At 63.1% G+C, this 22,175-nt stretch carries 16 protein-coding genes and 1 pseudogene; 8 read left to right on the top strand and 9 right to left on the bottom strand.

What is annotated here, in order from left to right:
* The first annotated feature begins 404 nt into the window (after positions 1-404).
* The gene (locus BMI01S_RS27540) at positions 405-2,423 is read left to right on the top strand and encodes a sigma 54-interacting transcriptional regulator (protein WP_042291181.1); all 2,019 of its coding nucleotides are present in this window, start codon (positions 405-407) and stop codon (positions 2,421-2,423) included.
* A gap of 36 nt (positions 2,424-2,459) precedes the next feature.
* On the opposite strand, the gene otnI is transcribed toward BMI01S_RS27540, so the two are convergent.
* From otnI to BMI01S_RS41105, 9 genes are all read right to left on the bottom strand, one after another.
* A complete protein-coding gene (otnI, locus tag BMI01S_RS27545; RefSeq protein ID WP_028232353.1) occupies positions 2,460-3,248 on the bottom strand; it encodes a 2-oxo-tetronate isomerase in 789 nt (262 codons plus the stop codon).
* A 26-nt stretch (positions 3,249-3,274) separates the two neighbouring features.
* On the bottom strand, positions 3,275-4,612 hold the full coding sequence (locus BMI01S_RS27550; protein ID WP_028232354.1) for an MFS transporter: 1,338 nt from the start codon (positions 4,610-4,612) through the stop codon (positions 3,275-3,277).
* Positions 4,613-4,759: 147 nt separating this feature from the next.
* A complete protein-coding gene (otnC, locus tag BMI01S_RS27555; protein WP_028232355.1) occupies positions 4,760-5,416 on the bottom strand; it encodes a 3-oxo-tetronate 4-phosphate decarboxylase in 657 nt (218 codons plus the stop codon).
* Entirely contained in the window at positions 5,413-6,735 is a 1,323-nt protein-coding gene (gene otnK, locus BMI01S_RS27560) for a 3-oxo-tetronate kinase (RefSeq protein WP_028213443.1), read from the bottom strand. The genes otnC and otnK overlap by 4 nt, the downstream gene beginning before the upstream one ends.
* A 17-nt stretch (positions 6,736-6,752) precedes the next feature.
* Entirely contained in the window at positions 6,753-7,643 is an 891-nt protein-coding gene (gene ltnD, locus BMI01S_RS27565) for an L-threonate dehydrogenase (RefSeq protein ID WP_028232356.1), read from the bottom strand.
* A gap of 69 nt (positions 7,644-7,712) precedes the next feature.
* Positions 7,713-8,417 (bottom strand): FadR/GntR family transcriptional regulator, encoded by a 705-nt coding sequence (locus BMI01S_RS27570; RefSeq protein ID WP_028213445.1) that lies wholly within the window; start codon positions 8,415-8,417, stop codon positions 7,713-7,715.
* A gap of 232 nt (positions 8,418-8,649) precedes the next feature.
* Positions 8,650-14,157, bottom strand: a complete 5,508-nt coding sequence (locus BMI01S_RS27575; RefSeq protein WP_042291186.1) for a trifunctional serine/threonine-protein kinase/ATP-binding protein/sensor histidine kinase — start codon at positions 14,155-14,157, stop codon at positions 8,650-8,652.
* 363 nt (positions 14,158-14,520) lie between these two features.
* A complete protein-coding gene (locus BMI01S_RS27580; RefSeq protein ID WP_051381555.1) occupies positions 14,521-14,742 on the bottom strand; it encodes a hypothetical protein in 222 nt (73 codons plus the stop codon).
* A 408-nt stretch (positions 14,743-15,150) separates the two neighbouring features.
* A complete protein-coding gene (locus BMI01S_RS41105; protein ID WP_154671427.1) occupies positions 15,151-15,309 on the bottom strand; it encodes a hypothetical protein in 159 nt (52 codons plus the stop codon).
* A 257-nt stretch (positions 15,310-15,566) separates the two neighbouring features.
* Here BMI01S_RS41105 and BMI01S_RS38240 point away from each other — a divergent pair, with 257 nt between their 5' ends.
* The 7 genes and pseudogenes from BMI01S_RS38240 (at position 15,567) to BMI01S_RS27605 (ending at position 22,098) form a co-directional block, all read left to right on the top strand.
* Entirely contained in the window at positions 15,567-16,019 is a 453-nt protein-coding gene (locus tag BMI01S_RS38240; protein ID WP_051381554.1) for a hypothetical protein, read from the top strand.
* A 62-nt stretch (positions 16,020-16,081) separates the two neighbouring features.
* Positions 16,082-16,210 carry a hypothetical protein gene (locus tag BMI01S_RS43220; RefSeq protein WP_255217825.1) on the top strand — a complete coding sequence of 43 codons (129 nt, stop codon included), beginning with the start codon at positions 16,082-16,084 and terminating at the stop codon, positions 16,208-16,210.
* Between the two features lie 141 nt (positions 16,211-16,351).
* Positions 16,352-16,978, top strand: a complete 627-nt coding sequence (locus tag BMI01S_RS27590) for an FUSC family protein (protein WP_028232537.1) — start codon at positions 16,352-16,354, stop codon at positions 16,976-16,978.
* Between the two features lie 253 nt (positions 16,979-17,231).
* Complete coding sequence (locus BMI01S_RS27595; RefSeq protein WP_028232536.1) at positions 17,232-18,377, top strand: substrate-binding domain-containing protein; 1,146 nt, start codon at positions 17,232-17,234, stop codon at positions 18,375-18,377.
* Positions 18,374-19,729: pseudogene (locus BMI01S_RS44105) on the top strand (PAS domain-containing protein); the annotation flags it as partial. The gene BMI01S_RS27595 and the pseudogene BMI01S_RS44105, both read left to right, overlap by 4 nt.
* A gap of 30 nt (positions 19,730-19,759) precedes the next feature.
* Positions 19,760-20,479: a sensor histidine kinase gene (locus BMI01S_RS44110; RefSeq protein WP_407669097.1), complete on the top strand. Its 720-nt coding sequence runs from the start codon at positions 19,760-19,762 to the stop codon at positions 20,477-20,479.
* Positions 20,480-20,658: 179 nt separating this feature from the next.
* On the top strand, positions 20,659-22,098 hold the full coding sequence (locus BMI01S_RS27605; protein WP_042291191.1) for a two-component system sensor histidine kinase NtrB: 1,440 nt from the start codon (positions 20,659-20,661) through the stop codon (positions 22,096-22,098).
* The last annotated feature ends 77 nt before the right edge of the window (positions 22,099-22,175 follow it).

Consider the following 22,175-nt stretch of genomic DNA (forward strand, 5'->3'; position numbering starts at 1 on the left):
AGGTGTGCCAGGGGCCGATTCGAGCCCAGCACTCAGCAGTGCGGTGCAGGGCGTCAAGCGCGCGCACCTCTTTCTACCGCGTGGGCAGCGGCGAATGTTGCGGCGCATTAGTCGCGAATCAGCGTGTTGGCGTGCGTGGGCAGGGAGGGCGCATATCGATTTCTGCTGCGCTTCACAGCAAACGCGAATTGCGGAGCGATCTTTACGATCTAAACGCAAGTCATTCCTCACCTTACTTGCGCGAGTGTCCGGATTCCGGACACTCGCGCAAGTAAGCGCCATCCGGATTCCGGACACTGTGCGATCGACATGCTGCAGGCACAAGTCATTGATGCAAAAGACCTTAATTGACGGGGCCGTGGCCCCGGGCTAGACTCGCAGCACCAAACGAGCGGGATCGTTCCATGCCGTTTTCCCATTGCGGTGCCCTGATCCCACGCGTCAGCGACGAAGCCGTCGTGGCGTCTGCCTGGGAGCGCTTTCTGCAGGACAAACCCCTGGAGAACGAGGGGGTGCGCAAGGTCGTCCTTGCGTCCTGGCAGCGATGCCGTTCCGAAGCTGTCGATCCGGCCAGACCGTCCGCGCCGGGCGCCGCTGCCGAACGCGTCCGACAATTGCAGCGGCTCAACAGCGATCTCTGTGACGTCGCGCGTCCCGCGCTCGAATCCCTGCGCGACATCCTGCGCGAATGCGGCACGCTGATCATGCTCTGTGATCAGGGCGGCACCATTCTTCAGCTTAGTGGCGAGACCCGGGTCCGCAACGTCGGCGAGGAAATCAACCTGGCCACCGGGGGCTGCTGGAACGAGGAAGTCATCGGCACCAATGCGATCGGCACGGCAATCGTCACCGGTGCGCCGGTTCAGATCCATGCGAATGAGCATTTTTGCCTCGACGTCAAACGCTGGACGTGTGCCGCTGCGCCTATCCTCGATCCCTTCGACCACTCCCTGCTCGGCGTGGTGGATGTCTCCGGCGTCAAGGAATCCCTTCATGGCCACACGCTAGGCCTCGTGGTGGCCGCGGCGAGGCAGATAGAGTGCGAACTCGGCCGCCGCGACGTGGCTCGCCACGAGCGTCTTCTCACTCGAGCGATCGACCATTTCATCCGTTACGCGAGCGACTACGTGGTCCTCGTCGACAGCCGGGGACGCATTGTCCGGACGAACGGAAATGCACAGGCCGCGCGCGAGACGTACAACCTGCAAATGCTTCTGCAGGTCGGCAGCCAGGTACCCGAACTGGACCTTGCCCGCCCGGAGGCCGATCGATACCGCCAACGTCTGCAATGGCTTCGCCCCGAATGGTTACACCCGTTGAAGGATCATGAAGGCGTCCTGGGCACGATGGTGGTGATTCCCCTTGCCGTTGGCGACAGACACGCTGCCATATCGTTGCCGAAGACCGTGACGACGCCGGCAAGCGACGATGCCTTTGGCGAGATCATTGGAGAAAGCGAGGTACTGAAGGCGGCGAAAGCACGCGCGCGCCGCGTTGCCATGCTGGATCTCCCCGTCCTGCTGCTTGGCGAGACGGGCGCCGGGAAGGAACTCTTCGCCCGCGCGCTGCATCGGGCGGGGCCTCGCGCCGCTGCGCCGTTCATTGCCGTCAATTGCGGTGCGTTGACGCGAGAATTGCTTGCGAGCGAGCTTTTCGGCTATGCCGAAGGCGCATTCACGGGCGCGCGGCGGGGCGGCTTGCCGGGCAAGTTCGAGCAGGCCGACGGCGGCACCCTCTTCCTCGATGAAATAGGCGAGATGCCGCTCGACATGCAGCCCCACCTGCTGCGCGTGCTGCAAGATGGCGTCGTCGTCCGCCTTGGCGATACCCGCGAGCGATGCGTCTCGGTACGCATGATCGCGGCTACGAACCGTGACCTCCAGAACGAAGTGAATGCAGGGCGCTTCCGTCAAGACCTGTACCACCGGCTCAGCGTCGTCAACCTGCATTTGCCTGCCCTGCGCGAACGGCCCGGCGACATCGAGACGATCGTCGAGCACCTCAACAACAAGATGGCGCGCAAATATGGCTGTGCGCCCAAACGGCTCGATCCGGCCGTGAAACAGGCATTGCTCGACTATGGCTGGCCGGGCAACATCCGCGAGTTGCAGAATGCCTTCGAGGTGATGTTCGCGCTGAGCGAAGATGACGTCATCGACATCTCGCTCCTGCCGCCGTCCATCGCACAGGCGGAGTGGAGTTCGCCTGCCTCCCCAACCTCGGCGCCCGTCCCACCTTCGTTCGGAGGACTGAAGGAAATCGAGAGGCAAGCGATACTCGATGCGATCGCGAAGGCGCACGGAAATATGTCCATGGCCGCCCGAACGCTAGGCATCTCGAGGAGCACGCTGTACGTCAAGATGGCCGCGATCCGGGCGCAGCCTTGCGATTCGGGTGCCGTTGCCGCACGCGTTTTCCGCTAGCGGCATTCACGCGAGGCGACGCGACCTGCGCTTCGCTCAGCTACGCGCCTTCACGTACGGCCTGATCCATCCAAGCCCTGCGGACGTGCCCGCGCGCGGCCGGTATTCACAGCCGACCCAGCCGTCGAACCCGAGTTCGTCGATCAGCGAGAACAGATACGGGTAGTTCACTTCGCCGATATCCGGCTCGTGCCGCTCGGGCACGCCAGCGATCTGGATATGCCCGATGCCCTTCATGTCGCGCTTGAGCTTGACCGCAAGATCGCCTTCGACGATCTGGCAGTGGTACAGGTCGAACTGCACCTTCAGGTTCGGCGCGCCGACCTCCACGCAGATCGCCTGCGCGTCGTCTTGCCGGTTCAGGAAGAAGCCAGGAATGTCGCGCGTGTTGATCGGCTCGATGACGACGGTGATCCCGTCCGCCTGGGCGGCCTTCGCTGCATACGCGAGGTTCTTCAGATATACGTCGCGATGCGCGGCTCGCGATTGCTCCGGCTTGATCAGCCCCGCCATCACGTGCATCTTGTCGTTGCCGAGCATACGCGCGTAGTCGAGCGCCGTGTCGATGCTGCGGCGAAACTCGTCTTCGCGTCCCGGCAACGACGCGATGCCGCGTTCGCCCGCCGCCCAGTCGCCCGGCGGCGCATTGAATAGCGCTTGCGTCAGGCCGTTTTCCGTCAACCGCGCCTTGATCTCGGCGGCCGGAAACTCATAGGGGAACAGAAACTCCACGGCCTCGAAACCATCGCGCGCCGCAGCGGCAAAACGGTCCAGAAACGCGTGTTCGTTGTACATCATGGTCAGATTGGCGGCGAAGCGTGGCATCGAAGCAACTCCTCAAACAAGCGTGTTTAGCGGTTCACGAGCCGCGCGGGCGTCAGCCAGACGGCGATCGCGCCGATCACGAGCATCGCGGCAAGCACGTACATGCCGGACTGCGTGCTGTGCGTGAGATCCTTGAGATAGCCGATCATATACGGACTCGCGAAGCCCGCCAGATTGCCGATCGAATTGATGATCGCGATTCCAGCGGCAGCCGTCGCGCCGGACATGAACGCGGTGGGCAGCGACCAGAAGAGCGGCGCGCAGGTCAAGACTCCCGCAGCCGCAATCGACAGGAACGCAATCGAGACAGCCGTGTTGTGCGCGAACGAAGCCGCAACCGTGAAGCCGACCGCGCCCGCAAGCGCCGGCCCGATCAGGTGCCAGCGGCGCTCGCGACGTTTGTCCGCGCTGTGGCCCATCACGTTCATCACGACAATAGCGACGAGAAACGGAATCGCGCTCAGCAGCCCGATTTCGAACGCGCCAGTCACGCCGGTCGACTTCACGAGCGTCGGCATCCAGAACGTGAGTCCGTATTGCCCCGTGACGAACGCGAAGTAGATCAGCGACATCCACCACGTGCGCGGGTCGCGGAACACGGCACCCAGCGAATGCGATTTCGCGTTTTCCTGTGGCTGCGCGGCGATCTCGTCGGCGAGCAGTTGCTTTTCACGCGGCGTGAGCCATTTCGCGTGGGAGATGCCGTTGTCGAGATACAGGATCGTCACGATGCCGATGACGATGGCAGGCACCGCTTCGATGACGAACATCCATTGCCAGCCGGCGAAGCCGTGATGCGAATCGAAAGCCTGCATGATCCAGCCGGACAACGGATTGCCGAAAATGCCCGAAACGGGGATCGCGGACATGAACACCGCGATGATCTTCGCGCGACGATGCGAAGGGAACCAGTACGTGAGGTACAGGATGACGCCCGGATAAAAACCCGCTTCGGCGAGACCGAGCAGGAAGCGCAGCGCATAGAACTGCATGGGTGTCCGAACGAATACGAACAACGCGGAGAGCAGGCCCCACGTGATCATGATCCGCGCGATCCAGATACGCGCGCCCAGCCGATGCATCAGAATATTGCTTGGCAGTTCGAAAAGAAAATAGCCAACAAAAAACACGCCCGCGCCGAGACCGAATACGGTCTCGCTGAACGCGAGGTCCTGCGACATCTGCAGCTTCGCAAAGCCCACGTTGACGCGGTCCAGATACGCAACCACGTAGCACAGCATCAGAAACGGCACGATGCGCCAGAAGACCTTGCTGTAAGTGCGTTCGATTTCGGCCGCGCCGGGCTGGCCGGCGGCATCGGCGGTTGAGGCCGGGCGAACGGATACCGCCTGATTGTTTGTCATGCGTTGTCTCCTTCGAGATGGCGCCGGTTGCCGACCATCCGTTTTCATGTCGGACGGTCCTCCGGCTTTTTTGCCTGAGGTGGTTGATACGGATGGCCCGCGCGGGTGCGCGCGAAGCCCGGTTTGCGCCAACGGTTACCAGCGCAGTTACCAGCGCGCGCCAAACACGGTGCGCAACTCTTCGATCGCGGTCTCTTCGAGCGGTGCGGGACGCGGGTCCGTCATCAGCCACAAGCGCGCCGTCTCCTCCAGCTCTTCGAGCACGTACGAAGCCTGTGACACCGAACGCTCCCATACCACGGGCCCGAGCCGCTCCAGCAGCACACCGCGCACGCTCTCGGCAAGCGCAGCGATCTGTTGCGCGACTTGCGGATCGCCGGGGCGCCGGTAACGAATCAGCGGAATGTGACCGACTTTCATCACGTAGTACGGCGTGATGGGCGGCAGCACGTCGGCATCGCTCCAGACGCCTGCGAGCGTCAGCGCGACGAGATGGGTCGAATGCGTGTGCACGATGCCGCGCGCTTCGCGGTTGCGCTCGTAGACGCCGCGATGCAGCGCAAGCGTTTTCGACGGCCGGCCGCCGGAAACCGCGTTGCCTTCGAAATCGACCTTCGCGATTTCCGCGGGATCGAGGCGGCCGAGGCAGGCATCCGTCGGTGTGATGAGCCACCCGTCGTCGAGCCGCGCGCTGATGTTGCCCGCGCTGCCAACGGTGTAACCGCGTGCGTACAAGCTCGCGCCCGTCACGCAGATTTCTTCGCGGACCCTCGCTTCGCTGCTCGTGTGAATGGCGGCGGTCACTGCGCGTCTCCGTCCAGCATGCGCAGCGCCTTCGCGAAGAAGTCGACGGCGCCGAAGTTGCCGGACTTGAGCGCGAGCGCGAGTGGGTCCGCGCCGATGGTCGCCGTGGCGGGCACCCCTGGATCGATCTGGCGGCCGATGCGCAGCATGTCGACACCGAGCGCCTGCACCACGGCGCCCGAGGTCTCGCCGCCCGCGACGACGAACTTGCGCACGCCGAGACCGCGCAGACCGCGCGCAATCGAAGCGAGCGTGCGTTCGACTAGTTCTCCGGCGTGCGCCACGCCGAGCTCGCGCTGCGTCGCCTTCACTTCGTCGGGCGATGCCGTCGCATATATCAGCACGGGCTGCGGCTCGGCACCATTCATGTGCTCGCGCGCGAAGGCCAGAGCGTTATCGATTACGGGCTCGCCGCGCGCCACCGCAAGCGGATCGATGCGGAACGCGGGACGCGTTTCGCGCCACGCGGCAACCTGGGCGTTCGTCGCTTTCGACGCACTGCCAGCCAGCACCGCCGACGCGCCGCCGATACGCGGCAGCTCGCCGGCATCGCCGGCGTCGTCGAGCAAACCGGCGCGGCGGAAATTCGCGGGCAGACCGAGCGCGACACCCGAGCCGCCCGTGATCAGTGGCAAGTCCGCGCAGGCTTCGCCGAGCGTGTAGAGATCGGCGTCGGAAACGGCATCGGCAATCGCCATGCGCACGCCGCCGGCCCGCAACGCGTCGATCGAGGCGCGCACGGCCCCCGCACCTTGCGCCACCGCGTCGTAGCGCACGAGGCCGACTTTCGAGCGCGTCTGCCGCTGGAGCACGCGCACGAGGTTGGCGTCCGTCATCGGCGTCAGCGGATGATGCTCCATGCCGGACTCGTTTAGCAGCGCGTCGCCGACGAAAAGGTGCCCGCGATAGATCGTGCGGCCGTTCTCCGGAAACGCGGGGCACGCGATCGTGAACGGCGCGCCGCCGCTGGGCGCGAGCGCGTCGAGCAGCGCGTCGGCGACGGGGCCGATGTTGCCCTGATCGGTCGAATCGAACGTCGAGCAGTACTTGAAGAAGAACTGGCGGCAGCCTTGCGCACGCAGCCATTCCAGCGCGGCGAGCGATTGCGCGACGGCGTCGGCTGCGTCGATCGTGCGCGACTTCAGCGCGACCACGAGCGCGTCGGCTTCGATGCGCGTGTCGGCCGCGGGCACGCCGATTGTCTGAACGGTGCGCATACCGCCGCGCACCAGCATGTTCGCGAGATCGGTCGCGCCCGTGAAATCGTCGGCGATGCAGCCGAGCAGCGGCTTGCTGCCAGAGGCGGTCGTGTTCGTCATGGGTTGCGCCCCTCCGCTTACCGCTTCGCGGGCACATCGATGCCCGGGAAAATCTTGATGACCGCCGAATCGTCTTCGCCGCCGTGGCCTGCCGTCGAGGCCATCATGAACATCTGATGCGCAGCCGCCGACAACGGCAGCGGAAACTTCGAGCGCCGCGCGGTATCGAGCACGAGGCCGAGGTCCTTGACGAAGATGTCGACCGCCGAGAGCGGCGTGTAGTCGCCATTGAGAATGTGCGGCACGCGGTTTTCGAACATCCACGAGTTGCCGGCGCTGTGCGTGATCACATCGTAGAGTGCGTCGGGATCGACGCCCTCGCGAAGGCCGAGCGCCATCGCCTCGGCGGCGGCGGCGATATGCACGCCCGCGAGCAGCTGGTTGATGATCTTCACCTTCGAGCCCGCGCCGTGCTGCTCGCCCAGCCGGTACACCTTGCCCGCCATCGCGGCCAGCACGTCTTCGCACGCGGCATACGCGGCAGCGGGCCCGGACGTCATCATCGTCATGTCGCCCGAGGCGGCGCGCGCCGCGCCCCCCGAAACCGGCGCATCGAGCAGATGCAGGCCGGCCGCTTCCACGCGGCGGCCGAGGTCGATTGCGAAGTCTGGCGCAACCGTTGCGCACGCAACCACGACACCGCCCGGCTTCATCGACTTGACCGCGCCCTGCTCGCCGAACAACACCGTCTCCGTTTGCGCTGCATTGACGACGAGCGTGACGACTACATCGCATTGCGCGCCGAGCTCGGCGGGATTCGCGCAAGCCTTGCCGCCATCGGCCACGAACTGATCCAGCACATCGCGGCGCACATCGCACGCATGGACATTGAAACCGCCACGCAACAGCGAACGCGCGACACCCATGCCCATCGCGCCCAGACCGATCACTCCGACATTTCTCGACATCACTTTTCCTCTACGAACCGTGCTTCAGACAGGACGCCGCGCAGCGCGCGAGCGAATGCGTCTCGCGAATCAGCAGATACCGGCTTCGGCCAAACGGCGCGCCGCGTTGTACATGTGCGTTTGCGCGGCATTGCGCGCGGCCATCGGGTCGCCCGCGCGGATCGCCGCGGCGATCGCCGCGTGCTCGTCGCGCACCTGGCGCGAGAAGTCTTCGCGCAGCGCCTCGTTGCGGCGCGTGACGACCATGCCCGCTTCGAGGTACTGATGGAGAAACGTCAGCGTCTTCAGGAAATACGGATTGCCCGTCACGGCGGCAATCGCGCGATGAAACGCGACGTCTTCGGCCACGCCGTCGCGGCCCTCGGCGACGGCTTCGTCGATCTTCTTGAGCGCGGCGTCGATGGCCATCATGTCCGCGTCGGTGCGGCGCATCGCGGCTTCCGCCGCGACTTCGGCTTCGATCGCGCGGCGCACCGCGAGTATCTGCAGCACCGAGCCGCCTTCCATCGCTTCCGCATAGTCGATGCGCAGCGGGCGGATCGCGCCGTGCGCGGACACGTACACGCCGCTGCCCTGACGCGGCTCGACCACGCCCTCGTTCTTCAGGCGGGAAATGGCCTCGCGGATCACCGTGCGGCTCACGCCGAACTCCTGGGCGAGCACGGCTTCCGTCGGCAGCTTGCCGCCGCGCGCGAAGGTGCCCTTGTCGATCTGGGCGAGCAGCTGTTGCGCGACGGTGTCGCTCAGTGCCCTCGATGGAATTTTTTCGAACATATCCAGAGACTCACCATGTGATATGGTCATCATACAAATTTCGCCGCATGAATGGACACCAGGGAGAACCCTCCGTCGGCGCCGTCATCTTTTGAGGATACGGGCCATGCAATGGATTCCCTAACAATGTGGAGGCCGGCGGCTACGGCAGCCCTCTTGCTGGCATGCATTTACCGGCACGACCCTGAGCTACGCGAAAAAGGCAAGCGTGGCCAGCTTGTCGCACCACAGCCTACGTTGAAACAGCTGGATGCACGGGCACAATGAACTGAAAGACAGCCCCACGGGGTACGTTCGCACTCACCCACAAACGACCGCCGTGTGCCTCGACGATCGAGTGGCAGATCGAAAGCCCCAAGCCCATCCCGCTACTTTTCGTCGTATAGAACGGCTCGAACAGTCGCTCGACGTGCTCTGGAGCGATGCCTGGCCCCGAATCGCGCACCGTCACCCGGACACCCTCTGGTTCATCAATAGCACTATGGATCGTCAATTCCCGTGGTCCGTCTTCAACCGCACTCATCGCATCGATGGCATTGATAACAAGATTCATGATCACCTGCTGGAGTTGCACGCGATCTCCTCTGATGAGCGGCAACGTCTGTGCAAGCTGCAACTGAATAGCAACGCCTCTCGTGTTCGCTTCATTGTGCGTGAGCGCTATGACCTCGCGAATCGCCTCGTTGATTTGCACCATCTCCTCGCACGCCGGGGTCTTCGTGATAAGGCCATGTATGCGCTGTATGACCTCGCCTGCTCGCCGGGTGTCGTGCACGATACGGCCAAGTGCTTCGCGGGCCTTGTCCACATTGGGCGGGTCGAAATCGAGCCAACGCAGTCCGGCTGACGCATTGACAGCCGTCGCGGCGATCGGCTGCTTCATTTCGTGGCTGATCGAAGCCGCGAGTTGTCCAATGGACGAGACGCGGTTGGCATGCAGAAGCTCGAGTTGCATCTGGCGGGCTTGCGCTTCCACGCGTTTGCTCTCGGTCAGGTCGAGTACAAAGGCGATACTTTGGCTTCCGCGCTCTTCCAGTCTCGCAACGCCGATCAGCACGGGCACACGGCTGCCGTCCTTCCTGAAGTACTCCTTCTCGAAGGGGTGCAATGTACCCTTGACCTGAAGCTCCGGCATCCACTCCGTCCTGTCGCGCTCGAGCCACTCCGGTGGCGTGAGGTCGGTCCATCGCAGACCACCCGCCATCAGATCGTTTCTCTCGTAACCGACGATACGAAGAAACGCGTCATTGGCCTCGAGTATCCGGCCGTCGATATCCGCAATGAAGATGCCGACGATGTTGGCGTCGACAAGACGGCGGATCGTCGCTTCCCGTTGCGCGAGATCGCGGTACAAGTGGGCATTTTCGAGCGTCATTGCCGCTTGCGAAGCCAGTACCTTCAGGACCGCAATCCTCGCCGGAGTAAAAGCGCCTGCGGCGAGGCGGTTCTCCAGGTACAGCAGCGCAATCAGCCTTCCCTGTTTGACGAGCGGCAAGCAGAGGATCGACCGCGCGTGCTCGCGCGCGACGTATTCGTCGTTGGCGAACGCGCCGCGAGCCGACGCATCGTCGAGGATGACGCTCTCCTGGGTACGCGCGCAATATCGCAGCACCGATTCGGGCAACTGCACAGTATCGATCGGTGCGTCGCGAAGCGCGACGGTAACTGCGCTGCCGTCTGTGCGCGCCTGCGCTTCGATCCACAGCTCGGTCCCGCGCGGGAGCACCAGCAAGCCCCGTTGCGCACCCGCATGTTCCACCGCCGTTCGCATCAGCGCTTCGACCAGGTTTTCGAGCACAATTTCGCCCGATACGATCTGCGAGACGCGGAGCACGGTAGCGAGATCCAACTGCTCGATCGGCGTTCCGCCTGTGGCCGTCTGACGCGAATCGACCGCATGAGGCTCCAGATTCGGGTAGCGCTGTTCGAGCTGTCGCGCTTTACCATCGGCTCCCCAACGCAGATAAGCGTCATGGGCGTCCTGCAGGTAGACGCGGGCGACCTTCGCGAAACCACGCGTCGAATAAAAGCGCGCAGCAAGTTCGTTGGCAAGCGCCTCGTTGTGTACGAAGCCGTTGGCCTCGGCGGAGCGTATGGCCCGCTCATAAAGCGTTTGGGCATCGAGCGCGCGACCCTCGATCCTGGCGATCTCCGCCCCCACCAGCGCAGCGCGGTTCTCGAAGTTCTCCGGACAAATATCCGCCCACATCTCGAGTTGTCTTTGATGGTCGGCGAGCGCGTCCAGATGAGCCCGCCGCTCATCAGCCGTGGCGGTATCGAAAGCAGCCGCGCGACACAATGCGCCGTAGAAGCAGTATTCGGCCGTCTCGAAGCTGGGCGACGACCACAGCAGCCGTCGCGCCCGCAATGCCGCATCGATCGCTGCACCATAGTCGCCCGCGAAGAACCGCGCTTGCAGCTTGCGGACCCAATACCAGCATTCGGCAATCGCCGTGTCCGCTTTTTCCGTGAAGCCGCGCTCGATCCTATCCTCGTCGAAGTCCACATCGTCGAGTCTGCCAAATGTCGGCGTGAGCCCTCTTAGCGTTCGCACGAGACCAAGCTGGACGCTGATGCCATCAACGAAGGCACCGCATTGCATCTTTTGCGCAAATGCGAGACCCCGCTCGATTTCGCGTTGCACCTGTTCGAGCGGATCGCCGGCGGCAAGCAGGCCCGTATTGAGGTGGCTGCAACTGTAGACCGCGCCAGTCAGATCCCCGCTTTCGTTGGCCGCCTCGAACGCACGACGCACCAGTTCGCGTCCGGCGCGGACATGTCGTGTCCACGGCAGCACGACGCTGCCGAAGGCGATATACGTCGCGGCCTGGAAGCGCTTTAATCCGCGCTGCTCGACCAGCTGGCAGCCGAGCAAGCCGAAGCGATATCCGCTTGCGTAGTCGCCGAAGCGCGGCCCGGCGATCACGCCGAGCAACGCATAGGCGAAAGGAGACCCGTCCGCGTTGCCGCGTTCGAGACTCAGATTGACGAAGCGGCATATGACGAGGCAACCCAGGTTCGGGCTCGTATAAAAGGCAGGCACCGCGAGTTTCGCGAGAACTTCGGCAGTCGCAAGCGAAGCGGGGTCGCTCATCAGCGGCAAATCAACCAGTGCCTCTAGCGGGCGGTCTGCAAGGGTGGACCAGATCCGTTGATATTCCTCGCGCGCTTCCTGTTCAGTCGGCTCGAGCGACCACGCTATGCCCATACGCCGCAGGCATTCGAGCCCGACGGCGACCGCGCGGCCGCTCTGATCGCGGGTCACGTGCAGGTCGATGCGCAGACACGCGACTCGCGCTGCTTCCGTCGCGTTTTCCGTGCGCGCCGCCAGTACGGCCGGACGTTCGTCCGCAGCAGCCAGCGCGCCAGTCAGAAATGCGCATTCGGCGCGGTGCAACTCCAGCGCGAAGATGAGGTCCCTCTGGCGACGCCAGGCATCGTCGCCCAGGAGCGCAACGCCGGCTGCGAGATACTGAAGCGCGGAGGCGTAGGCGCTGGATGCCTTCGCGCGCTTCGCGGCGATCAGATTGAATTCGGCAAGCTGATCGCGCTCTGCGCGTGACTGGATCAGCGCAATCGCGCGATTGAGCTGGTTGACGATCTCGAAGATCATCTCGTCGCGCTTGTCGGCCGGCTCCGCCAGCAGTCGGCCGATTCGAAGGTGGAAAGCGTCCCGCCGGGCTGCGGGGATCAGCGAATACGCGGCTTCCTGAACGCGATCGTGGCTGAACCGGTAGCCGCTCGCACTACGCTCGATCAGTTCCAGCCGCAACGCAGGCCAAAGCGCCCCATGAACCTGCTCGTCCGACGTCCCGAGCACAAGTGAGAGCGTCGCGGTCTCCGCGCTGTTGCCGAGGCACGCGAGCTGCTGCAACGCCTTCTGTGTCAACTGCGGCAGGCGCGTGAGCTTCGCGACCATGAGGTCGACGACGTTATCGGTATATCCCCCCGTGGCATGGATATGCTCGAGATCCCAGCACCAGCGGGCAGCAGCGTGATCGAAAACGAGCAGCCCCGCGTCAGCGAGCGACGACAGGAACTGTATGGCAAAGAACGGATTGCCGCCCGTCTTCTGGTGGATCAGATCCGCGAGCGGTGCGGCGTACGCGGGCTCGCAGCATAGCGCGTCCGCGAGTAAGTCCCGTAGATGCGCTTGCCCGAGCGGTGCAACCGCAATCCGGGCCACTTTGCCACCGTTATCCGCGATCGCCTTGAGCGTACGCATCAGCGGATGGTCAGCGATGACTTCATTATCGCGGTAGGCACCGATCAACATGAGGTGCTGAAGATCGGACCGGGTCAGCAGGACTTCGAGCATATCCAGCGTGGCCGCGTCGAGCCATTGCAAGTCGTCGAGAAAGAGCGCCAGCGGATGCTCCGCTTGCGCAAATACGCCGATGAAGCGCTGGAACACCCGTTGAAAACGCCGCTGCGCGTCCTGTGGCGCAAGCGCGGGAACCGGCGGCGGTTCACCGATGATGAGCTTGAGCTCGGGAACGAGGTCGACGATCAGCTGTGCGTTCGGGCCGAGCGCCTCGGCAAACGCGTGGCGCCAGCCGGATAGCTCGGCTTCGCGCTTGCCGAGGAGCGTCCGCACGAGGCTCTGGAACGCCTGGGCGAGCGTCGCATAGGGAATGTCGCGCTTGTACTGGTCGAACTTGCCGGCAGCGAAGAGTCCGTGCTGTGGCACGAGCACCCTGTGCAGTTCGTTGACGACCGACGACTTGCCAACGCCTGCATAGCCAGAGATGAGCACCAGCTCGGGCACACCGTTCTTGACGATGCGATCAAACGATCTGAGCAAAGTCTCGACCTCATGGTCCCGACCGTAGAGCTTTTCCGGAATGAGCAGTCGATCGGGCGTGTCCTCTTGTCCGAGCGCGAAGTCGTCGATGTCGCCGGCGGCCTCCCAGTCGGCAAGGCAGCGCCGCAGATCGCGCTCCACGCCGCCCGCGGTCTGGTAGCGCTCCTCGGCGGTTTTCGCCATCAGCTTCATGATGATGGCGGACACCACTACGGGCACACCCGGGCACGTCTCGCTGGGCGGCACCGGCTTGCGCGCGATGTGGCAGTGCACCCACTCCATCGGGTCCGCGGCGGTGAACGGCAGCGAACCGGTGAACATCTGGTAGAGCGTAACGCCGAGCGCATAAAGATCGCTGCGGGCGTCGATTGAACGGTTCATGCGCCCGGTCTGTTCGGGTGCCATGTAGGCAAGGGTACCGGCAAGCGCCTCGGGCGGCTCGGGGGCCTGTCGCTCGCGCCGCAGCTGCGAGGCGATGCCGAAGCCGGTTAGCCGCGGCTGTCCGTCGGTGCAGTTGACGAGGACATGCGCCGGCGTGAGGTTCTTATGGACGAGGCCGCGCTGGTGAAGCTTGCCCAGCGCAGCGGCAATGCCAACGGCGATGCGCAGAGCAGCGCCCACCGCCATTGGTGCGCCGATTAGCCGATCAAGCGGCTCACCACCCGGATCCTCGAGTACCAGCAGCGCCTCACCGCCGTCACGGAGCAGTTGCAGCGGCCGAACCGCCCACGCGCCATCGAGTTCGTCTTTCAGTTCGAATTCGTGGGCCAGGTGGTCGAGCCTGGCAGCCAAGGGCTGCACGGTGGCGGACCGCGCAATCAGCAGCAACTCGTCGCCGCTGCCGGCAGGCCGTCGCACGCGGCTGACGACGCGCTCGCCGTCCGCCCACGCGACGTGGAAACCGTCGCGCATCTCGCCGTATTCATGTATAGCCATTTGCCGCCCCCGCCGTCTCTTAAGCATACACCCGACGACTTGTGATGACGGTGGCCGACTTTTGACGCGAAGTATTGCCCGTCCGTTGCTCGAGAATTAGCAGGCGTTAGGCGTTCAATGCGACCCGCGCATTTTCATCGACCGCGACGTTGACCGCATCGAAACAATGCTGTGATGCGATTCACGGGTTGATGCGTCAGGCGTCCGGCCCCGCACCCGCATGATCAGTTTTGGCAACTGGGTGGAAATTGCAGAGCGCAAGCACATAGCGAAAGCGCTGCATTGGTCTGAGGAAAAATTTTTTGATCTGGGCTTTCCACCCGCAAAGGTCTTCCAATAATTGAATGATCCGGGCGCAGAACCTCAGTGCAACGTCCCGAACATGACGTCAGCGCATTCGGAGGGCGTCAAGCCCCAACGGAAATAGTTTTCAAGACGGACTGCGGTGAAGTTGTCCATGACATACATGGGCTGAATGTAGCCAACCGCAACAGAATGGCGATACCAGGATTCGATCCAGTTGTGCAGTTCGGCTACGTTCATCGAGTGATCGGCAGTTTCACATTCAGCGATGCTTTCCAACATTTGGCTATCCTCACTAAAAAGACAACGCAATTCATGGACTTATTCTGAAAGCGCGTCGATGCTTCGTTTCATCGACATGAACTGCCGGCTTTCCATCGGCAATCGCGGCGCAGTCGCCTCTACGATCGCGCCGCAGATTCACCAGAAGCCCGCGCGCCCAAAGTGGACGTCGCGAAAAATGGATCCCATAGAGACCGCTCGTCTCGAACGGAGCGCTCGATTGCACCGGCCATGCGACAAGATTAGTCCCGCCAGATTGATAATTCCATTCTACGAACGGGCAGCGCCTCCGCTACCTGGGCATCGAACGCCTATACGCGGGTATAGGGCGCGGGCAGTTCGTGTGGGACACGCACGCACGTCGCAGCGGTCGAATTTGCACCTTGCCCGCCAGTCATGGCCAATCCGTCATACCGGCGTATAGCGCACTATCCACTCCGGAAAGCATAGCCAGTCGCCCAGCACGCCTTTGCTGATCGCGGGGTGCCCCCGCACGAAACCGGCTTGTGGCGCTTCGCGCCCGTACCAGCCGTACGCTTTCTTCACCTCGCTGGCAATGCGAATCATACGAACGTATAGAGCCGGCTAGCAACGGTAGGCGAAGGTCGAAACGCTAGCAGAATGGATTCGATACCGATCCCGCTCCTATTCTGGCAATCATGGACGGTGATGCTTCGACGCCAGATTGATGGCGTCGTGACAAGTGTCCGTCTCCGTCTAACAGGAGCCAATGCGTCGCAAGCTCGCCGTTTACGGCGGCAAGCAATCCGTGAGTCGCGGCGCGCAGGTGTTCCCGTCAAGTACGTCGGTGAAAAGGTTGAACCATGTTCAGCAAGTGCACACGTCATGGCGATCTGGCCCAATCCGGGCTCGATGCCCGCAGCGGCCCGGAGCCACTTGGGTTCGCGGTCACCATGTCGGCACTCGTCGTCTGTTGGTGGGAGCTGATAGAGATAGCACTCGACTTCACATCGATAGACGCCGACACGCTCGCCACGACGATAGGCACTCGATTGATCGTGGTGGTGTGCGGGCTCGCGGTCGTACTCGAATCCCGGATCGCACGCTCGGTTTTATGTTTTCTTTGCGCGATCAGCGCGCTTGCGATCGCCCCAGCGCTTGCAGCAGTGCACCTTACTGAACCGCTGCTGCAACCAGCGGTCGCTTTCATCGACTGCGTAACGAAACTCCTTTTTCTGGCCTGCACCCTCGTCTCTTCCAAAGGCGGCCGCAGTCCAGCAGAGCGAATATCAGTCCCGCGTTCGCACCGGCCGTAGTGTCGCCGCGCATCCCGAAGCGGAAAACATCACACACCAACCTTCATTTCGAGCTAACTGACATGTCCAACAGACTGCACAACTGGATCTACATCGGCGCCAACGCATACGACGAATATACGTTCGTCCCATGGCTCAACCGCAACATGTACCGCAGAACAGTCGACCTCCGCCATGTTTGCATCCAGTAACTGTTTTCTCCTGGCTGCCTGAGCTTCATGGCCTGACGTGGAATGCACTGATCGTCGTAGCGAGCAGGCCTCCTTCTCGTTGGGGCTTCGTTGCGAAATCACCGCCCTCCGTTCAAGCACGCCCTGTATGGAGTGCCCCAATTGACACCACACTTCATTCCGGTCGTTTTCCTGGGCGCATCGGCGGCGATTACATGGTCGCTTGCGGCTGTGCGCATCGCCAACAGTCTCGCGCCGGCACTCGTCAGCGTGCTCGCGTGGCCGGAACGGGAGCGCACAAAGCTTGCGGCTGCAACCTGCATTGCGATCGACGCTGTGTCGTCTTACCTCCAGGCGATGCAGCGCGATCTTTCGCTCGGCATCTGCGTCAGCCCCGAGCTAGTGACGAGCGCACGGCGCGATGCCTGCCGAGCGATAGACGAACTCGATTCTCTCGCCTCGGCAATGCGAGACGAAACGCCATCGTGCGAACAGCGCGTTGCCGCGGCCAACGTAATCGTTCGGCATTTGCGGCGGCTCGTCGACACCGTCTCGCCGCTGGAGCACCTGGCGGCTGGCACCTCGCATCCGGACCGTTGCCGACTCGCGGCCATCAACGCGAAGTGCATCGCCCTGCTTCGAGGCGCGCAGGTCGCACGCGACGAGAGCGGCGACGGCGCGATCCTGCCTGCCGCTCACACGCCGCCGGCATTCTTTGTGCAGGTGATAGCCCAGAAGGCCACCGAAAGCGCTGCCGCGGTGGATGCCGTTCGCGCCACGATCTCATAGCGGTACGACTGCTAGCGGATGGAAGTCGCTCTGTCCCTGTGGCACGGAGCAGCCCGTGCCTGTCCACGGACTCCGCGAGCCGCGAAAACGGCCGCCCACGCGATTCGATGCTTTGCCAGCGGACCAGGAATCAACGCCGCCGCCGTACCACGTGTGGCAAACTTGCTGGGCGTGAGCTGCCCGGCCGCGGGGTCCTTGCCCCGACAGATGCGATCACGTCCTCACAAGGGCAGCAGGCAGCAGGGGAATCAGCATGAGGAACTTGCTTTCATTGTGCGCATGGGCAATTGCCTGTGCATGCCTGTCGTCGGCCTGCATGGCGCATGGGCAGCCGGAGCCGGTTTCGGAAGCCGCGAACGACGCCGGCGAGGTCTCTCTTGCAGTGGCACGGCAGGTCGCCGGCGCCGCCGCGCAACCCACCCTGCCCTGGAACGGGCCGCGCACCGGGCCGCACGCACAATCGGGCAAATACATCGCTATAGACGCCGAGGATTTGCGCAACGGCGGCATCCTCGGCGTCGTCGACGGTGTGCTCGAAGCGGCCAGGGTAATTGGCTGGACCGCAAAGACATTCGATTCGGAGGGGCAATCCGGGTTGCGGCTCAAGACCCTTGCGAACGCGCTTGCAAGTCGCCCTGACGGTCTCATTGTCGTGGGCGGCGACGCGCAGGCGCTGCTGCCAGGATTACAGCCGTTCGCCGAGCGAAGCATCCCTGTCGTTGGCTGGCATGTTGCGGCCCAGGCAGGACGGGTAGACGGTACGCCGGTGGCGATGAATGTGTCGACGGATCCACGCGAGGTTGCGCGCGTGACCGCGCTCGCGGCGATCGCGCAGTCCGGCGGGCATCCCGGAGTCGTCATTTTCACCGACTCTAATTTCCGGGTTGCGCAAGACAAAGCCAATGCGATGGCCGCTGTCGTGCGGGCCTGCAAAACGTGCGCCTTGCTGGAAGTTCGCGACGTCCCGATTTCGCGCAGCGAGCAATTGATGCCGGCCGTAACGCGCGAGTTGCTCGCGCGTTACGGAAAGCGTTGGACTTGCGCACTGGCTATCAATGACATCTACTTCGACTACGCGGTCCCGGCGCTGACCCAGGCCGGCGTGCCGACCAGCGCCATGATCATGCTCTCGGCAGGCGACGGCAGTGACTCAGCGTTCCTGCGCATCCGGACTGGCACCTTTCAGACGGGAACGGTCGCCGAGCCCCTGTCTCTCCAGGGCTGGCAGCTTGTTGACGAGATGAACAGGCTGCTCGCGGGAGAACACGTATCGGGTTACGTGTTTCCGGTGCATCTCGTGACGGCTGCCAACGTCACCAAGGACGGCGGTGAGCGTCTCCTTTACGACCCCGCGAACGGCTATCGCGAGATCTATCGCCGCATTTGGCAACGGCCATGAAACGCCCGCTGCCCCAATCGCTCACGGCGCAATTCGCGCTGGTGGTCTCGTGCCTGGCTGCACTGGTAATCGCAGTCGGAGCCACGACCGTCTACTCGTTGACCTATTCCGCCGATGCGGTTCGCGGACTCGCCGGCGTGAAACTGCAGCGCGGAGAGGACACGCAAGCTCTGGTGCAGCGCACGCTGGCGATCGAAAGAATGGCGCTGCAGTTGTCCAACGCACGCACCGTTGACACGCTGCGAGAAACGCATCGGCATATCCTCGCGCAGCTAGAAGTCTTTGACAGCCTGGTGGACCGCCTCACCTCGTCTACGGCGAGCAACGATGTCAGTGTCGATGCGCTCGCGCTGCATCGAGCGAGCCAGCGTTTCCGAAATGCAGTGAACATCGAGGCCCAGATGCGTGAGACGACGCTTGTCACGGCGGACGCGCCGAGAGCCTCTGCGCAGGCCGCTGCAACCGTGGCAGACCTCGATGAAGAGGTGCAACGCCAGGCGGACGCTCTGTCCGCCGCAGCGCGCCAGGTGGCGGACGATTTCACGCTCGACTACCGCAGAACGGTCGAAAACCTGGCGAAAGACTCCAGGCGCCTGCGCGCGTGGGTCGTTGGAGAGGTCGCTGTCAGCCTGGTACTCACCTGGTTGATCGTGCAGGGTTTTCTTGGTCGCCACATCGTGGCACGGCTGCGCCAGGTCAGCCACTATCTGCGAAATGGCGATCGCGACGGCGACGACAATGCACAAGCCCGTGTGCCCGTCGAGGGCGGCGATGAGATTGCCGACATGGCGCGCGCAGTCGAGCAGTTCCTCGAAGATCGCCGGGAGCGCAGACGGGCCGAGGACGCGCTCAAGCGACTCAACGCCGAACTCGAGGCGCGCGTCGCGCAGCGCACGGCCGAATTGGCGGCGGCTCTCGCGGGACAAACCGCGGAGATTGCCGAACGTCAACGTGCCGAAGCAGCCGCACGCGCCAGCGAGCACTTTCTGGACAGCATCATCGAGAACATACCGGTTCTACTGTTCGTCAAGGAAGCCGGGTCGCTGCGCTTCTTGCGGGTCAACCGGGCCACGGAGGAACTGCTTGGCTACCGGCGAGAGGAGCTGATCGGGAAATCCGTCCACGACCTGTTCCCAGCGCAACAGGCCGAATTCTTCGCGCAGATGGATCGTGCCGTGCTGGAGTCACGGCAACTCGTGGACATACCGGAAGAGACGGTTCAGACCCGTGATGGCCCACGCCTCTTGCATACCATGAAGATCCCGATCCTCGATGCGCGCGGCGAGCCACAGTTTCTGATCGGCATCTCGCGCGATATCACGGAGCAAAAGCGCGCGGAAGCCGAATTGCGTGAGAGCGAACGGCGGTACCGTGAAGCCCAGATGGCGCTGGTACGCGCAAACCGGATCACGACGATTGGGCAGCTTGCAGCCTCGATGAGCCACGAAATCAAGCAACCGGTCGCGGCAATCGTGACCAATGTGCAGACCGGGCTGATCTGGCTGGATTCTGTGCCGCCTAATCTGCCGAAGGTTCAAGAAGCGTTCGCTCGCATTTTGAAAGACGCTGAGCGAACAGCAGAAGTTCTGAACCGGATTCATGGCATCGTCGAAAGCAATCCGCCTTCCAGAGAGAGTTTGCAGATCAACGAGGTCATTGGCGAGGTGATTGCGCTGATGCGGGCTCAGGTTGCCGAGAGCGGCGTTTCGGTGCGGATGCAGCTTGCAGATGATTTGCCAACCATTGAAGGCGATCGCATCGGATTGCAACAGGTGATGCTGAATCTCGTCGTCAATGCCGTCGAAGCGATGAGCGGGCTCGGCGACGAGCGGCGCGAATTGATCGTCAATACCCGTCGCGACGAGTCCGGTGACATTCTTGTCTGCATCCGCGATTCCGGTCCAGGCCTCGCGCCAGATCACATCGACCGCATCTTCCAGCCTTTCTACACCTCGAAAGCCGGGGGAATGGGCATGGGATTATCGATTTGTCAGTCGATCATGGAAGCGCACGGCGGACGCTTGTGGGCAAGCGCCAATGCGCCACGCGGCGCCGTGTTCGAGTTCATGCTGCCGTGCACACAGAACAGGATAACGAATTAACCGGATGTCGGTTCCCCGGCGGAAGGATCGTCGCCGCGCTGCAGCATGCAGGCGATTCCACGCCCGGTCTTGTTCCGCTGGCCAACGCGCGTTCGTGAACGGTTTATCGCGCTATATAATTTCGATGACGCGACGGGTCTTCCGCGTCGCGGTGCGTGCATTCATCCGAACAATTGCGAATGGACCGGTTTCGTTTCCGCAACTGGCAGACGGCAATTACGATGCTCGTATTGGCGTCGCTCATTTTCGTCGCCGATACCGTCACGGTCCCCGAAATCGCCGTAGCCACGCTGTATGTGCTCGTCGTGCTGCTGTCAGCAAGATCCGGATCGACCCGGGCGGTACTGTGGGTGGGCGCCGGATGCATCGCGCTTTCCGCGATCAGCTGGATCCTCACGCAACCGGGCGGTCCGGCCATCGAGGGGATCATCAACGAATCCATCAGCATCATCACGATTGCGCTGGTGACGCTCCTCATGTTTCGCAATGTGCGGACCGAGCAGAAGCATCGATATCAGGCAAGCCTGCTGGATCTGACCCGCGATGCCTTCATTACCTGGGACATGAACGGGAAGGTGCTCTACTGGAACAGTGGCGCGCAAGCGCTGTACGGCTTCGACCGCCAGGCAGTCCTGGGCAAGGTCGTGCACACGGTGCTCAACACCGAATTCGCCATACCCCTCGAACAGATGATCGACCGGCTGCTTCAGCACGATAGCTGGGAAGGCCAGTTCGTCCGACGTCGGGCCGACGGCGCCATATGCATCGTAAGCGCCCGCCTGACGCTGCAGCGCGATGCGGCCGGCCGCCCTTCGATGGTTCTGGAAACGAACAACGACATTACCGAGCGCGTGCGCCTGGAAGATGCGCTCGAGCAGGCGCGCTCCGACCTCTTCCGGATGAACCGCGTACTCGTCCTTGGCGAGATGACGGCGTCCATCGCGCACGAGATCAAACAGCCGATTGCCGCGATGATGACCAGCGCCACCGCGGCGCTGAACTGGCTCGGTCACGATCCGCCGGCCACGCACAAGGCGGCGCAGGCCGTTGCGCGGATCGTCAACGATGGCAACCGCGCGGTCGAGGTGCTCGCTCGTGTACGCTCGCTCGTCAAGAAGGCGCCGCCGCGCCTGGAGCGCTGGAATTTGAACGAGGCGGCAAAAGAAGTGACCGCGCTAACTCAGGCCGATATCGCGCGTAACCGTATCCGGCTCATTGAGGAAATCGAAGATGTCCCCGTTTTTATCGACGGCGATCGCGTCCAGGTCCAGCAGGTACTCATCAACCTGATCGTGAACGGCATCGATGCAATGCGCGACGTTGACGATAGACGCCGCGAACTGACGGTCGCCACAGGCGTCGATCCCGAAGGGCATGCGTTCGTCGAGGTGCGCGACACGGGTGCCGGCATACAAGGCGGAGAATCCGCACGCCTGTTCGAATCGTTTTATACGACGAAACCGGAAGGGATGGGCATGGGCCTCGCGATCTGCAAGTCCATTGCTCAGGCGCACGGCGGACGCATCGACGTGGGGCCGAACGCGCCGCGCGGGGCCGTGTTTCGGCTGACCGTGCCGATTGAACGACATGAATGCACATCGGCTGTGCCAGAGCCGTGATGGCTCCGCGGTAAGGGCAGAGCCCGCGCAAAACTGCATTCGCACATTTGCCCCTGCCCTGGTTATCGGCGTGCCAT

Origin of the sequence: Paraburkholderia mimosarum LMG 23256 = NBRC 106338, from assembly GCF_000739815.1 — a bacterium.
GTDB lineage: Bacteria > Pseudomonadota > Gammaproteobacteria > Burkholderiales > Burkholderiaceae > Paraburkholderia > Paraburkholderia mimosarum.